The organism is Belnapia moabensis DSM 16746, assembly GCF_000745835.1.
In the GTDB taxonomy this organism is placed as follows: Bacteria; Pseudomonadota; Alphaproteobacteria; order Acetobacterales; family Acetobacteraceae; genus Belnapia; species Belnapia moabensis.
The window spans coordinates 141,984-155,952 of sequence record NZ_JQKB01000010.1; the positions used below are offsets into that span (position 1 = coordinate 141,984).

Genomic DNA, 13,969 nt, shown 5'->3' on the forward strand with positions numbered 1-13,969 from the left:
ATCGCCAAGGAACGCGCCGACCAGGCGCTGGTCGACCGGGGGCTGGCGGAGAGCCGAACCCGAGCGCAGGCCTTGATCCTCGCTGGCAAGGTCTATTCCGACACCCAGCGGATCGAAAAGGCGGGGCAGATGCTGGCGCCGGGCGCGCCGCTGGAGGTGCGGGGGCAGGACCACCCCTGGGTCTCGCGCGGCGGGGTGAAGCTCGACCATGCCATCCGGCATTTCGGGCTTTCCCCGCAAAGCAAGGTCGCTCTCGATGTTGGCGCCTCCACAGGCGGCTTCACCCATGTGCTGCTGCATCATGGGGCGGCGCGGGTTTTCGCCGTGGATGTGGGGCATGGCCAGCTGGCCTGGAGCCTTCGCAACGACCCGCGCGTCACGGTGATGGAGCGGGTGAATGCCCGTTACCTGGAGGCCGGACACCTTGACGCTGTGCCGGAGGTGCTGGTTTGCGATGCCAGCTTCATCGGCTTGCAGGTGGTGCTGCCGCAGCCGCTCTCGCTCTGTCCGCCGGGGAGTTGGGCAGTTGCACTGATCAAGCCGCAATTCGAGGTGGGGCCGGCCGTCGCCAAGGGCGGAGTAGTGCGGGATGCGGCGGTACATCGCGGCGTCTGCCGGAAGATCGAGGAGTGGTGGGGGTCGCTGCCCGGCTGGCGGGTGCTGGGAGTGGAGCCGAGCCCACTGCTGGGGCCGGAAGGAAACCGGGAGTTTCTGATTGCTGCGGTGCGGGATAAGCTTCCGACATGAATGACGCACCGACCCTGTTCGACCCCACCTCCGCCGGTTGGAAGCCCCTGCGGCCGGAAGGCTACCCCGCCCTGATCGGCCCCTTCTGGTTCAAGCGGGAGGAGGGAGGCTTCCGCTACGGCTTCCCGGCTGAGCCGCGCCACCTGAACAATGGCGGCGTCGTCCATGGCGGCATGCTGATGAGCTTCGCCGATGACGTGCTCGGAATGACTGTTTGGGAGGCCGCCGGGCGCAAACCCTGCACCACGGTGCAGCTCAGCACGCAGTTCATCTCGCCAGCGCGCGTCGGGGATTTCGTCGAGGGGAGGGCAGAAATCCTGCGCGCGACACGGAGCGTGGTGTTCGTTCGTGGACTGGTGACGGTCGGCGGCCGCACTGTGATCCATGCAGATGGAATCTGGAAGATCCTTGGCGCCTGATGGCGACGCCGCGGGTGGCGGCTATTCCGCCGCGATCTGCGCCTCCGCCGCGCTGATCTCGGCCAGCAAGGTCCAGACGCGGTGCGGGTCCATCCGCACATCGGGGTCGTTCAGCAGCTGGTCCAGCTCGTCGAGCTTGGCCTGGAATTCGCGGTCGGTCATGCGGCTCCATTCCTCTCTGCCCTGCCAGCATTGCCGGCAGCGGCAGCGTCGATCAGTGCCGCAGGGAAACGTGGCAGATTGAAGACGGTTTCCTTCCGACCCCCGATCAAGAAGTCGCTACATCGAGGACAGGATGGCCGGCGCCAGGGCCTGGAGCTTAGCTGCCGGGTGCGAGGGATTGCGGAAGCGCAGCGCTGGCTCGGCCGCAGCATCCGGCGGGGCGGCACCGAACATCTCGAAGCGCGAGGCACAGGTGACGGCGACCACGCGCCGCGCCGGCGGCGTGGTCAGGAAGCGGCGAACGGCGCCTTCCAGCTCCAGCTGCTCGCGCAGGCCACGCCATTCGGTGCGGTCGAGATCCTCGAGGAAGACGGCGGCAATGCCGGGTCGACGGCCGGACAGCCGCGCCTCCGCCATCAGCCCGAGACGGCGGGCGACGGCGCCGGCGATCTCGTTTTCCCGCCCTGCCCGGGCGGCGAGGACGAAGACACTGCCGCTCGGCGCGTCGGTGGTGATGGCGAGATGTGCTTCAGGCCCGAATTGCGCGCGGAGGCGGGCGGAAAGGCCGGGCATCCCCTGTTGCGGCCCGGTGAGGACCAGCGGATCGAGTTTCAACACCGCCTGGCTGCCGGCTTCCTGCCGCTTGCCGGAGGCGAGCATGCCGGTGATGCACTCATGAAGGGTGGCCAGCTGCTCGGGGCCAGAGATGCCCTCGGGAAGGGTCATCTTCAGCAGGTAACGGCCAGGATGGGCCGCAAGCCAGGACTGCAGCTCAGGATTGAGACGGTCGACCAGGGCGTACCAATCGCCCCGATGGACCGGGCGGCCCTCCTCGGCCGAGACCGTCTCGCAGATCACTTCCGCGCTGGCGCCGTCCCGTTCCGCCAGAATGTCATGGGGCGTGCCCTCGACCAAGCCGGTGAAGCGGATGGCGAAGCCGCTCTCGCGCAGCAGGGCGGCAGTGCGAAGCAGGTGAAACAGCGGGATGAGCGTCGCCTCGCCAGTGAGGCCGGCGAGAATCTGGTCGCGCATACGGGCCCGCGGGCCATCGGGCAGGCTGTCGGCCAAGCGGACGGCTTCCTCGGCGAAGGCGGAAACCAAGCGCTCGGTGCTGCTGGCGCGGGTCAGGGCACGGCGGCCGGAAAGGCGGGCGAGGGCCAGTTCCAGCGCATGGCGCTGCTGGGCGGCGCGGCCAGCGAGGGAATTCGCCTGAGCACGGTTGCCGATATCGGCAAGTCGGGCAGCCCAGGTGGCTTCGCCGCAGAGCGCGACGAAGGCATCGAGGCCAGGATTGGCAGCGGTCAGGCTGGGCGAGGCGGGGAAGCTGCTGCCCCGCTTCAACTGCGCTGGCTGCGGATCGGCGAAGGTCATGGCTTCGTCTCATCCTTCTCGTTAATGCTGCTAAGCGCCTCCGCAGGGAAATCGTCAAGGGGCTTGCGCTAGGAACCGGAACCTCGTCCAGGCCTGCTGCGCTTTGGCTCTGCTCGCGTTTCCGTTTACTGCAGGGATTTCATGGCCGAATACGATCCGCTTCTTGCTTATTTGGACGGAATGCCGACGGCGCGCTGGAATTATCCGGACGTGCCCGGCACTCCGGCCGAGGTGACCTACAGCTTCATGCGAGCGGTGCCCGCCTATGACGCGCAGGCGAATCATCCCGGCTTCGCACCGCTTGACGTGTCGATGCAGGCGGCGACGCGGGCGGCGCTCGGGGCCTGGGCGGCGGTCGCCAACCTGACCTTCACCGAGGTCTCCGATTCAGGGTGGGGCGGCGCGATCCGCCTCGGCAGCTTCGATACGACGGCGCTTCCCGCAGATTCGCCGCTGCATGGGGTAGGCGGCTATTCCTATTACCCCAGCTTCGTCGGCGGCGAGCCGGTCGATCTCGGCGGCGATCTCTATCTCGGCCGCTACGCGGAGAATGCGCAGACAGCGCCAGGACAGTATGGGCTCAAGACGCTGACGCATGAAGTCGGCCATTCGATCGGGCTGAAGCACCCCTTCGAGGGTCCCCTGACCTTGCCGGCTTCGGAGCAGAATCTCAGCCATTCGATCATGAACTACCATCCGCCGGAGAATGCCTCGGTGGTCAGCGTCACCGGAACGGCGGAAGACTACAGTTATGTCGAGATGCCGCTCTATCCGAGTGGGCCGATGCTCGACGACATCGCTGCCGTGCAGGCGCTCTACGGCGCCAACATGATCCATGCGGCGGGCAGCGACACCTATTCTTGGGCCACAAATGCCCGCTTCTTCCAGACCATCTGGGATGCGGGCGGGACCGACACCATCGATACCTCGAACCAGGCACTGGACTCGGTCATCGACCTGCGCGACGGGCGCTTCTCCAGCATCGCCATGCGCGAAACCGAGGCGGAGAAGCGGCTGGAAATCCCGGCCTTCGCCTCGGAGGCGCCGACCCCGACCTATGACGGGCACGACAACCTGGCGATCGCCTTCGGCGTGGTGATCGAGAATGCCAAGGGCGGGGTTGGGGATGATTCCATCACCGGCAATGCGGTGGCGAATGCCCTCGATGGCGGTGCCGGAGCGGACAGGCTCGATGGTGGCAATGGGGGCGATACGCTGCTGGGCCGGGGCGGCAATGACTCGCTGCTCGGCGGAGGCGATGCCTCGGTGGATCGGCTGCTGGGCGGCGGCGGCAACGACACGCTCGAGGCCGCCTCGGGCCGTGGCGAGGCGGATTGGCTGGCCGGCGAAGCGGGCGACGATGTCTATATCGTCGACAGCACGCAAGATGTGGCGAGCGAGGCGGCAGGGCAGGGCACCGATACGGTTCAGGCCCGCATCCCGGGCGGGAGCTACCAGCTGCCGGCCCATGTCGAGAACCTCGTGCTGGAGGGTACGACGCGCACCGGCCAGGGCAATGGGCTCGACAACCGCGTCACCGGCAATGCCGGGGCGAATTGGCTGATGGCCGGGGAGGGAGCGGATACGCTCGATGGTGGCCGCGGCAATGACGTGCTCTTCGGCGGCGCGGGTGCCGATACCTTCGCCATCGGCAACGGCACGGGCGCCGACCGGATCGGCGACTTCACGCATGGCATCGACCATATCCGCCTGGCGGGATTCGCGGGGCTCAACGCCTCTAACATCCTCGGCCATGTCAGCAATCAGGCCGGCGGCGCGGTCGTCACCCTCGATGCCGATGACAGCATCATCCTGGCCGGAATCGCCAAGGCCGCGCTGACGGCGAGCGATTTCGTCTTCGCCTAGTTGCGGGGGAGGCGTGCCTCGCTCGGTGCGTCCGGGTTCTGCGCGCGGTGGCGGAGGAGGTGGTCGGCCAGCACCAGGGCCAGCATCGCCTCACCCACCGGCACAGCGCGGATGCCGACGCAGGGGTCGTGGCGGCCTTTGGTCTTCACCTCAACCTCCTGGCCGAAGCGGTCCACGGACAGCCGAGGGGTGAGGATGGAGGAGGTGGGCTTCACGGCGAAGCGGGCGACGATAGGCTGACCGGTGGAGATGCCGCCGAGGACGCCGCCGGCATGGTTGTCGCCGAAGACCACTCGGCCGTCGGGGCCCATGCGCATCTCGTCGGCATTGGCCTCGCCGGTGAGGGCGGCAGCGGCGAAGCCCTCGCCGATCTCGACGCCCTTCACCGCATTGATGCCCATCAGGGCGGCGGCGATGTCGGCATCAAGCTTGCCGTAGATCGGCGCGCCGAGACCCGGCGGGACGCCCTCCGCGACGACCTCGATCACGGCGCCGAGGGATGAGCCGGATTTGCGTGCCTCCAGCAGGCGCTGTTCCCAGCGAAGGGCAGCGCCACGGTCGGGGCACCAGAACTCGTTCTCCTCGACGGCGGCCCAGTCCCAGGCCGTGCGGTCGATGCGATCGTCGCCCATCTGCACCAGTGCGCCGCGGATGGTCACGCCTTCCAGCAGGCGGCGGGCGACGGCGCCGGCGGCGACGCGCATCGCCGTCTCGCGCGCCGAGGAGCGGCCGCCGCCGCGGTAGTCGCGGATGCCGTATTTCAGCTCATAGGCGATATCGGCATGGCCGGGGCGGAAGCGGTCCTTGATCTCGCCGTAGTCCTTGCTGCGCTGGTCCTGGTTCTCGATCAGCAGGGAGATCGGGGTGCCGGTGGTCAGCCCCTCGAAGGTGCCGGAGAGAATGCGGACTTGGTCAGGCTCCTGCCGCTGCGTGACGAAGCGGGAGGCGCCGGGGCGGCGGCGATCGAGGAAGGGTTGGATATCGGCTTCGGTCAGCGCCAGCCTAGGCGGGCAGCCATCGACGACGCAGCCGATGGCGGGGCCATGGGACTCGCCCCAGGTGGTGACGCGAAAGAGGTGGCCGAAGCTGTTGTGGGACATCGCGCGCGGCGGTCAGACCGTGCTGATGTCCGGCGCGTCCACCGACTTCATCCCCACCACATGGAAGCCGCTGTCGACATGGTGCACCTCGCCGGTGACGCCGGCGGAGAGGTCGCTCAGCAGATAGAGGCCGGCGCCGCCGACCTCCTCGATGGTGACGTTGCGCTTCAGCGGCGAATTATACTGGTTCCACTTCAGGATGTAGCGGAAGTCGCCGATGCCGCTTGCGGCCAGGGTCTTGATCGGCCCGGCGGAGATGGCGTTCACCCGGACGCCGATGCCGCCGAGATCGACTGCCAGATAGCGGACGCTGGCCTCCAGCGCGGCCTTGGCGACGCCCATAACATTGTAATGTGGTGTGACGCGCTCGGCACCGAGATAGCTCATCGTCAGCAGCGAGCCACCCGGCTTCATCAGCGGCACGGCGCGCTGGCTGACCGAGACGAAGGAGTAGGTGGAGATGTCGAGCGCCTGCAGGAAGACGTCGCGCGGCGTGTCGAGATAGCGACCGCGGAGGTAGTCCTTGTTGGCGAAGCCGATGGCATGCACCAGGAAGTCGAGGCCGCCCCAGGCCTCCTTGAGGGCGGCGAAGGTGGCGTCGACGCTGGCGTCGTCGGTCACGTCGCAGGGCAGGACGAGCTTGCTGCCGACACTTTCAGCCAAGGGGCGGACGCGGCGCTCCAGCGCCTCGCCCTGGTAGGTGAAGGCGACCTCGGCACCCTGGGCCGCGACGGCGCGGGCAATGCCCCAGGCAATCGAGCGGTCATTGGCCACCCCCATGACAAGGCCGCGCTTGCCCGCCATGAGCGTGCCGGTGGGGGCGTCTGCGAGTGGCGCGTCGGACATGGTGCGTGGGGACCGGCTCTGGCAGTGTTGTGGTGGCCCTGGCGTGGTGGCACACCCCCGGCCAGCGAGCAAGCCTTAGCGCCCGCACCCCTCGTTACCCGGGATTTCCGCCATGGACAGCAGCGCCGCCCACCCGTTTGCCCGTTTCGAGGAATGGATGGCGGAGGCGGCCAAATCCGAGCCGAACGACCCGAATGCCGTCTGCCTGGCGACGAGCACACCGGACGGCCGGCCCTCGGCTCGTATGGTGCTGCTGAAGGGCGTCGATCCGCGCGGCTTCGTCTTCTACACCAACCTCGAGAGCCGGAAGGGCGGCGAGTTGGCGGCCAATCCGGAGGCGGCGCTCTGCTTCCACTGGAAGACGCTGCAGCGGAGTGTCCGCGTCGAGGGGCCGGTGGAGGCGGTCTCGGCGGAGGAGGCGGATGCCTACTACGCCTCCCGCGCCCGGGGCAGCCGGATCGGCGCCTGGGCAAGCCGGCAGTCGCGGCCGCTGGAAGGGCGCTTCGCGCTGGAGAAGGCGGTGGCCGAGTATACGCTGAAATTCGGCATCGGCGAGATTCCGCGCCCGGAATTCTGGTCCGGCTTCCGGGTGTTGCCGCGGCGGATCGAGTTCTGGCGCGACATGCCCTTCCGCCTGCATGACCGGCAGGTCTTCCATAGCGAGGGTGAGGGTTGGAGGGTGGAGGCGCTCTACCCGTGAGCCTGCCCGCCGCGCAGGCGGAGGCGGGTGCGCTGCTCGCGCGCCTGGCCGGCGTGGCGGCGGTGGAGACGCATATCTCGGCGGTCTATGTCGGGCCCGAGGATGCCTGGAAACTGAAGAAGGCGGTGGCGCTCGGCTTCCTCGACTTTAGCCGCTTGACCGATCGCGAGCGGCTGCTGCGGCGGGAACTGGCATTGAATGCTCCCTTCGCGCCGGGGCTGTATCGGGAGGTCGTGCCGGTCACGCGTGGGGCGGATGGCGCTCTCAAGCTTGGCGGGGAGGGCGAGCCGGTGGAGTGGGTGCTTCGCATGGCGCCGCTGCGGCCGGGCGATTTTCTCGACGCGCAGGAAGCGGCAGGCTTCGATCCGACGCGGCTGGATGCGCTGGGGGATACGGTCTTCGCCATGCATGCCGCCCTGCCGACGCGGCCAGCGCCCGGCTTCCGGCCGGTGATCGAGGGCAATGCGCGGGCGGCGCTCGGGGCCGGGCTGCAGGAGGGGCGGGTCGCGGCCTGGGCCGGTGCGGCGCTCGGCTGGTTGGAGCGGCTCGACCCCTGGCTCGCCGCGAGGGCGGGCGAAGGGAGGGTGCGGCGCTGCCATGGCGACCTGCACCTCGGCAATCTCTGCCTCTGGCAGGGGCGGGTGACGCCCTTCGATGCACTCGAATTCGATGAGGCGCTGGCGACCATCGATACCGGCTATGACCTCGCCTTCCTGTTGATGGATTGCGAGCACCGCCTGGGCCGCGCCGCTGCCAACCGCGTGCTCAACCGCTATGCCGCCCGCTCGGGCGATGCGCGACTGGTGGCGGCGCTGCCGCTCTGGCTTTCGCTGCGGGCGATGATCCGGGCGCATGCGGAGGCGAAGCGGGGCGGCGACGGCCTGGCCTATCTCGACCGGGCGGAGGCGCTGCTGCATCCGGCGCCGCCGCGGCTGGTGGCGGTCGGTGGGTTGCAGGGCACGGGGAAGACGCGGCTGGCGCGGGCGCTGGCGCCGATGCTCGGTCCGGCGCCGGGGGCGCTGGTGCTGCGCTCGGATGAGATCCGCAAGCGCCGGGCCGGGGTGCCACCGGAGCAACGCCTGCCGCCATCGGCCTATACGCCGGAGGCGAGCGCGGCGGTCTTCGCCGAACTCGCGGCTCAGGCGGAGGCGGCGTTGCGCGCCGGGCATGCCGTGGTCGCCGATGCCGTCTTTCTCCGGCCGGAGGAGCGGGCGGCGATCGAGGCGGCAGCGCGGGCGGCAGGGGTGCGCTTCGACGGCATTTGGCTTACCGCCCCGCGCGCGGTGCTGGAGGCGCGGATCGCCGCGCGCACCGGCGATGCCTCGGATGCCTCGGATGCCGATGTGGCCGTGCTGGCGGCGGCGGCGGCGCGGGATGCCGGGCCGCTAGCTTGGCGGGTGCTCGACGCGGCCGGGGATCCGCTGCCGGCCGCCTGCGAAGCGCTGGGCTGCAACGGTGCCGATCCGTGCTAGAACCCGGTCTTCCGCGCCGTTTGGGAGACGCGCCATGGCCTATCGTCGTTTGCTCCTGCCCCTCACCGGCACTGCCGCCGGGGAGGCCGCGCTCGCCACCGCGCTGATGGTGGCGCGCATATGGAACGCGCATGTCCATTGCCTGCATGTCCGGGTCGATGCCCGGGATGTCGCGCCGCTGGCGGGCGAGGGCCTGTCGGGAGCCATGATCGAGGAGATGATGGCGGCGACGGAGCGCGAGAGCGGCGACCGCGCCGGACGCGTCCGCGCGCTGTTCGACCGCTTCGCCGGCACCTCGGGCGGCGTCGCCATCGCCGACAGCGCCGAGACCGCGCTCAAGACCGATGGGCCGACTCTCTCCTTCGAGAGCATCGCCGGGCGCGAGGAGGATGTGGTCGCCCAGCAGTCGCGCCTCTATGACATGGCGGTGGTGCCGCATCCGGAGGCGGATGAGGATGTCTCCTCCTCCGACGCGCTGCATGCCGTGCTCTTCGATTCGGGCCGGCCGGTGCTGATCGCGCCGCGGGAGGTGCCGAAGGCGATCGGCACCCGGGTCTGCTGCGCCTGGAACGGCTCGGCCGAAAGCGCCGCCGCCATCGCCGCCGCTTTGCCCTGGCTGCACCGGGCTGAGGCGGTCCGCCTGCTCTATGCCGACGAGTACCAGCGTCGCGGACCGAAGGTGGAGGGCATCCGCAGCTATCTCCGCTGGCACGAGATCGAGGCGGAGCCGGTGCTGTTCAAGCCGATGACCAAGGATGTCGGTGCCGGGCTGCTGGGCGCGGCGCGCGACTTCCAAGCCGATCTGCTCTGCATGGGCGCTTACAGCCATTCGCGGCTGCGCCAGCTCATCCTCGGCGGCGTCACCCGGCATATCCTCGAGAACAGCGACATGCCGGTGCTGATGTGCCGATGAAGCACGGTTGCGGCCGCGTTCTCAGGGCCGCATGATCCCGCCCCGGTTTCGGCTGGGAGAATGACGATGAGCCTGATCTGGACGCGGCGCAGCCTGGTCGGCGGCGCCCTGGCACTGCCTTTCATCCGTACGGCGCGGGCGCAGCAGACGCTGGAATGGGTGGCAGGCTCGCTCGGTGGCGGCTGGTATACCATGGCCGCCGGTCTCTCGGCCCTCATCAAGGACGAAAATGCGGATCTGCAGATCCGCGTCGTCCCGGGCGGGGGGCTGGCGAATTCGACGCGGGTGAACCGCGGCCAGTCGCCGATGGGCTGGGGCATCGACACCTTCGCCGCCGCTGCCCGGGCGGGGACGGAACCTTATGCAGAGAAGCACGAGGCGCTGCGTTTCCTCGGCACCGGCTATTCGCCGACCGAATTCCACTTCCTTCGCCGCACCGATGGCGGGCCGGAGGACATGCGCTCCATCCTGACGCAGAAGGGGCTGCGCATCGGCTGCCCGCAGCGCTCCTCGACCGATGAGATGACGCTGCAGCGCATCCTGAAATTCCTCGGCACCAGCCCGGACAGGATCAGGTCCGAGGGCGGGCGCTACCTGAACGGCAGCTATGCCGATATCGGCTCCGCCTATTCCGACGGGCAGGTGGATTACCTCTTCGTCGCGCTGGCCAAGCCGGCGGCGATCTTCACCGAGATCGCGCAGGGGCGGCGCGCCGGCAAGTTGGTCGAGTTCCCGGCGGATATCCGCCGCCATCTGATCGACCAGTACGCCTATGCCGAGGGATTCATCCCGGCTGCGACCTACCCGTCGCTGCAATCGGGCGACGTGCCGGTGACCATGATGGACAGCGTGCTCATGGTGCATGAGAGCATACCCGAAGAGGCCGCCTACAAGATCACCCGCACGCTGATCCGCAACAAGGGCCAGCGCCTAGTCTCGATCCATGCCAGCATGGGGGCCTGGGATCCGGCGAAATCTGTGCAGTATCAGGGCCTGCCCTTGCATTCGGGCGGGATCAAGGCCTTCAAGGAAGCGGGCGTCCTGTCGTAACCGGCCGGGGCGGCAAGGTCCTTGCATAGTCTGAGGCCATGATGCGCGACCTTGCCGGCCCCCTGAAGCTGATCGTCACCCTCTGGCTGGCCGCTGCTTCGGCCATCCATCTTTATTGGGGCGGGTTCGGTTTCCCGGAGCCGATCACGCTCCGCGCCTTCCATCTGCTGGTCTTTGTCCCGCCGCTCTTCCTACTTTTCCCGGCGCGGCCGGGCCGGTCGCCGGTGCGGCGGCCGAGCCTTCCTGACTGGCTCTGGGTGCTCGCAGCCGCGGCGCCGCATGGCTGGGTGATGTGGCACTGGTCCGAGGTCTCGGACCGGATGGAATTCGTCGATCCCTTCAGCACCGAGATGGCGGTGCTCGCCGTCCTCGCCATCGTGACACTGCTGGAGGCGACGCGGCGGGCGGTCGAGGTCGGGCTCGCCTGGATGATCATCATCTCGATCGCCTACATGGCTTTCGGGCATTACATTCCGGGCATCCTGAACAGCCGGCCTTTCAGCGTCGACGAGATCCTGGAGGCTTCCTGGCTAGTGCCGACGGCGGGCGGCGTTTATGGGCCGCTGACCGGCATCGTGGCGACAACCATCGCCGTCTTCATCGTCTTCGGCGCCTTCATGCAGGGCAGCGGGACGGGGCGGCTGTTCAGCAATCTCGGTGCGGCGGCGGCGGGGCGATTCTCCGGCGGGCCGGCCAAGGTCGCCGTCGTCACCTCCGGTCTGTTCGGCACGATGAGCGGCAGCAGCGTCTCCAACGTCATCACTACCGGCGCCATGACCATCCCGCTGATGATCCGCATCGGCTACAAACCGGCGGTTGCCGCCGGGATCGAGAGCGCGGCCTCGGTCGGTGGAGCGCTGATGCCGCCGGTGATGGGGGCGGCGGCCTTCGTCCTCGCCGAGATCACCGGCATCGCCTATGGCGAGATCGTCGTCGCGGCGGCGATCGGCGCGGCGCTCTACTATTTCGCCATCCTCGCCGCGGTGCATTTCGAGGCGAAGAAGGCCGGCATGGCGCCCATGGCGCTGCGCGACATCCCTGCCTGGCGGGAGGTGGCGCAGGATGCGCATCTCGTCATCCCGATCGCCGTGTTGGTATGGATGATGACGGACCGCTGGAGCGGGAATTACGCGGCCTTCGTGGCGACGTTCGCCATGGTTGGCGTGGCCGCGCTCCGGCGCCGTAGCCGCATGGGCTGGCGGCAGGTGCTGGAAAGCTTGACCAATGCGGGCCTGACCATGGCGCCGCTCGCGGTTTCCATCGCTGGCGCGGGCATCGTCGTCTCGGCGCTGACGGCGACGGGGCTGGTCGTGGCGCTGGGCGGAATCATTAAGGATTTGGCGGCGGGGAATTTTGCGCTGCTGCTGATCCTGCTGGCGGTCACCGTCCTCATCCTCGGCATGGGCATCCCGACGACGCCGAGCTACATCATCGCCGCCGCCATCGGCGTGCCGCAGATTCTCGACCTTGGATCGAAGGCGCTTGGCGTGCCGCCGGGGGACCTGCTGCTGCCGGCACATCTCTTCGTCTTCTACTTCGCCGTGCTGGCGGATGCCTCGCCACCGGTGGCGGCAGCGGCCTTCGCGGCGGCAGCCATCGCCAAGGCCTCCCCGCTCGTCTCGAGCAACCATGCGACGCGGCTCGGCATCGCCGGCTTCACCGTGGGCTTTGCCTTCCTCTACGACCCGGGAATCATGCTGCGCGGCTGGCTCGGCGACATCCTCACCGCGACGGCGATCCAGGTGGGTGCGCTGACGGCGATTTGCGCGGCCTATGCCGGCTTCCTGCTGCGGCCGATGGGCTGGGCCTCGCGGCTGCTGCTTGGCGCCGCTGGGCTTTTCGCCGCCTTCTACCATGGCGTGCCGGACCTGGTGCGGTTGGCGATCGCGCTCGGCGTGCCGGGCCTGATCGGCGCCGCCCAGCTGGTGCGGCTGCCGCGGCCGGCGCCGCACTGACCCTAGGGAGACTGTCGATGTTGAAGCCCATTCTGCTCGCCCTGGCGCTGTTCGCGCCGGGGATCGCCGCCGCGCAACAGGCCCAGAGCCCAGGGCCGACCCTCTCGGCCGTACGGGCCCGCGGTGCGCTGTCCTGCGGCATCTCGACCGGCGACCCGGCCTGGAGCCAGCCGGACAGCCGCGGTGTCTGGCAGGGGATGGATACCGATATCTGCCGCGCCATCGCCGCCGCCGTGCTCGGTGGCCCAGACAAGGTTGTCTGGCAGCACCTCACCGGGCAGAACCGCTTCCCGGCCCTCGCCTCCGGACAGGTCGAGGTGCTGACGCGAACGACGACCTGGACATTCGCGCGGGACTCGATGCTGGGGCTCAATTTCACCGCGCCCAATTTCTATGACGGCCAGGGCTTCCTCGTGCATGCCGAGAGCGGCATCACCAGCGCCCGTCAGCTCGACGGCGCCGCCATCTGCTTCGTCTCGGCCAGCACGCATGAGCTGAACCTGCAGGACTGGTCGCGCACTCAGGGCATCCGCTTCACCCCGGTCATCTTCGCCGACAAGGACGAGGCGCGCCGGGCTTATGAGAGCAACCGCTGCGACAGCTATACCGGCGATGCCAGCCAGCTCGCCTCCGTGCGCAGCGCCTTCCCCGAGCCGGCGCGGCATGTGCTGCTGCCCGAGCGGATCAGCAAGGAGCCCTATGCGCCCTCCGTCCGGCAGGGGGACGACCAGTGGTTCGATATCGTCCGCTACGTCGTCTACGGGCTGGTGGAGGCGGAGGAACTTGGCATCACGCGCGAGAATGCCTCGCGCATGCTGGCGGAAAGCCCGAGCCCGGCGGTGCAGCGGCTGCTGGGCAAGACCGGCGATCTGGGCCTGACACTGGGGCTCGACCGGGCCTGGTTGCTGAATGCGATCAAGGCCGTGGGCAATTACGGGGAGATCTATGAGCGGCATCTCGGCAAGGAGAGCCCGGTCGGGCTGCCGCGCGGGCTCAACGACCTCTGGACCCGCGGCGGGCTGATGGTCGCACCGCCGATGCGGTAGCGCTTTATACCAAATCCCACTGATCAGAACCGATACGCCCAATCGCGCAGTCCGATGGACATGATAGTCCAGGGCTGCTCGACGAGGCGGTTCCAGGCGCGACAGCAATGGTCGACGATGTCGTCGTGGCAGCGGAAGACGCGGTTGGAGAGCCAGTTGTCCCGCATGAACTGCCAGGTGTTCTCGACCGGGTTGAGCTCAGGGCACTTGGGCGGCAGCGGGATGAGGGTGATGTTCGGCGGTACCTCGAGCCTGTCCGATAGGTGCCATCCGGCTTGGTCGAGCAGCAACACGGCATGCGCATTCGGCGCCACAGCGGCAG

General features: G+C 68.7%; 14 protein-coding genes. 9 read left to right on the top strand and 5 right to left on the bottom strand.

Features of this window, described 5'->3' with window-relative positions:
* Together EP26_RS09110 and EP26_RS09115 are read left to right on the top strand one after the other, a co-directional pair.
* Complete coding sequence (locus EP26_RS09110; protein ID WP_043337973.1) at positions 1–747, top strand: TlyA family RNA methyltransferase; 747 nt, start codon at positions 1–3, stop codon at positions 745–747.
* Complete coding sequence (locus tag EP26_RS09115; protein ID WP_043337909.1) at positions 744–1,166, top strand: PaaI family thioesterase; 423 nt, start codon at positions 744–746, stop codon at positions 1,164–1,166. The genes EP26_RS09110 and EP26_RS09115 overlap by 4 nt, the downstream gene beginning before the upstream one ends.
* Positions 1,167–1,187: 21 nt before the next feature.
* Here the strand turns inward: EP26_RS09115 and EP26_RS09120 are convergent, their stop codons facing one another.
* Together EP26_RS09120 and EP26_RS09125 are read right to left on the bottom strand one after the other, a co-directional pair.
* Positions 1,188–1,328, bottom strand: a complete 141-nt coding sequence (locus tag EP26_RS09120; RefSeq protein ID WP_043337910.1) for a hypothetical protein — start codon at positions 1,326–1,328, stop codon at positions 1,188–1,190.
* Positions 1,329–1,445: 117 nt separating this feature from the next.
* Positions 1,446–2,699: a hypothetical protein gene (locus EP26_RS09125; protein WP_052388978.1), complete on the bottom strand. Its 1,254-nt coding sequence runs from the start codon at positions 2,697–2,699 to the stop codon at positions 1,446–1,448.
* A gap of 141 nt (positions 2,700–2,840) precedes the next feature.
* Here EP26_RS09125 and EP26_RS09130 point away from each other — a divergent pair, with 141 nt between their 5' ends.
* The gene (locus tag EP26_RS09130) at positions 2,841–4,565 is read left to right on the top strand and encodes a M10 family metallopeptidase (protein WP_043337912.1); all 1,725 of its coding nucleotides are present in this window, start codon (positions 2,841–2,843) and stop codon (positions 4,563–4,565) included.
* Here EP26_RS09130 and aroC read toward each other — a convergent pair.
* Both aroC and fabI read right to left on the bottom strand, forming a co-directional pair.
* The gene (gene aroC, locus EP26_RS09135) at positions 4,562–5,665 is read right to left on the bottom strand and encodes a chorismate synthase (protein WP_043337913.1); all 1,104 of its coding nucleotides are present in this window, start codon (positions 5,663–5,665) and stop codon (positions 4,562–4,564) included. The two genes, EP26_RS09130 and aroC, sit on opposite strands and share 4 nt — an antisense overlap.
* Before the next feature lie 12 nt (positions 5,666–5,677).
* Positions 5,678–6,511, bottom strand: a complete 834-nt coding sequence (fabI, locus tag EP26_RS09140; protein ID WP_043337916.1) for an enoyl-ACP reductase FabI — start codon at positions 6,509–6,511, stop codon at positions 5,678–5,680.
* A 112-nt stretch (positions 6,512–6,623) separates the two neighbouring features.
* Here fabI and pdxH point away from each other — a divergent pair, with 112 nt between their 5' ends.
* The 6 genes from pdxH (at position 6,624) to EP26_RS09170 (ending at position 13,647) form a co-directional block, all read left to right on the top strand.
* Positions 6,624–7,211 (top strand): pyridoxamine 5'-phosphate oxidase, encoded by a 588-nt coding sequence (gene pdxH, locus EP26_RS09145; protein WP_043337917.1) that lies wholly within the window; start codon positions 6,624–6,626, stop codon positions 7,209–7,211.
* Entirely contained in the window at positions 7,208–8,683 is a 1,476-nt protein-coding gene (locus EP26_RS09150; RefSeq protein WP_052388979.1) for a bifunctional aminoglycoside phosphotransferase/ATP-binding protein, read from the top strand. Before pdxH ends, EP26_RS09150 begins: the two co-directional genes overlap by 4 nt.
* A gap of 34 nt (positions 8,684–8,717) precedes the next feature.
* Positions 8,718–9,596, top strand: a complete 879-nt coding sequence (locus EP26_RS09155; protein ID WP_043337918.1) for a universal stress protein — start codon at positions 8,718–8,720, stop codon at positions 9,594–9,596.
* 66 nt (positions 9,597–9,662) lie between these two features.
* Complete coding sequence (locus EP26_RS09160; RefSeq protein WP_043337919.1) at positions 9,663–10,646, top strand: TAXI family TRAP transporter solute-binding subunit; 984 nt, start codon at positions 9,663–9,665, stop codon at positions 10,644–10,646.
* A gap of 41 nt (positions 10,647–10,687) precedes the next feature.
* Positions 10,688–12,601 carry a TRAP transporter permease gene (locus EP26_RS09165; protein WP_169747376.1) on the top strand — a complete coding sequence of 638 codons (1,914 nt, stop codon included), beginning with the start codon at positions 10,688–10,690 and terminating at the stop codon, positions 12,599–12,601.
* Positions 12,602–12,618: 17 nt separating this feature from the next.
* The gene (locus tag EP26_RS09170) at positions 12,619–13,647 is read left to right on the top strand and encodes an amino acid ABC transporter substrate-binding protein (protein WP_043337921.1); all 1,029 of its coding nucleotides are present in this window, start codon (positions 12,619–12,621) and stop codon (positions 13,645–13,647) included.
* Between the two features lie 23 nt (positions 13,648–13,670).
* On the opposite strand, the gene EP26_RS09175 is transcribed toward EP26_RS09170, so the two are convergent.
* Positions 13,671–13,969, bottom strand: a 299-nt coding sequence (locus EP26_RS09175; protein ID WP_043337977.1) for a transposase, incomplete at its 5' end; no start/stop codon positions are given.

Excerpts from the sequence above, each read along its gene's own strand:
- EP26_RS09115 (WP_043337909.1), top strand. The coding sequence starts at position 744 with ATGAATGACGCACCGACCCTGTTCGACCCCACCTCCGCCGGTTGGAAG.
- EP26_RS09120 (WP_043337910.1), bottom strand. The coding sequence starts at position 1,328 with ATGACCGACCGCGAATTCCAGGCCAAGCTCGACGAGCTGGACCAGCTG.
- EP26_RS09125 (WP_052388978.1), bottom strand. The coding sequence starts at position 2,699 with ATGACCTTCGCCGATCCGCAGCCAGCGCAGTTGAAGCGGGGCAGCAGC.
- EP26_RS09130 (WP_043337912.1), top strand. The coding sequence starts at position 2,841 with ATGGCCGAATACGATCCGCTTCTTGCTTATTTGGACGGAATGCCGACG.
- aroC (WP_043337913.1), bottom strand. The coding sequence starts at position 5,665 with ATGTCCCACAACAGCTTCGGCCACCTCTTTCGCGTCACCACCTGGGGC.
- fabI (WP_043337916.1), bottom strand. The coding sequence starts at position 6,511 with ATGTCCGACGCGCCACTCGCAGACGCCCCCACCGGCACGCTCATGGCG.
- pdxH (WP_043337917.1), top strand. The coding sequence starts at position 6,624 with ATGGACAGCAGCGCCGCCCACCCGTTTGCCCGTTTCGAGGAATGGATG.
- EP26_RS09155 (WP_043337918.1), top strand. The coding sequence starts at position 8,718 with ATGGCCTATCGTCGTTTGCTCCTGCCCCTCACCGGCACTGCCGCCGGG.
- EP26_RS09160 (WP_043337919.1), top strand. The coding sequence starts at position 9,663 with ATGAGCCTGATCTGGACGCGGCGCAGCCTGGTCGGCGGCGCCCTGGCA.
- EP26_RS09165 (WP_169747376.1), top strand. The coding sequence starts at position 10,688 with ATGCGCGACCTTGCCGGCCCCCTGAAGCTGATCGTCACCCTCTGGCTG.
- EP26_RS09170 (WP_043337921.1), top strand. The coding sequence starts at position 12,619 with ATGTTGAAGCCCATTCTGCTCGCCCTGGCGCTGTTCGCGCCGGGGATC.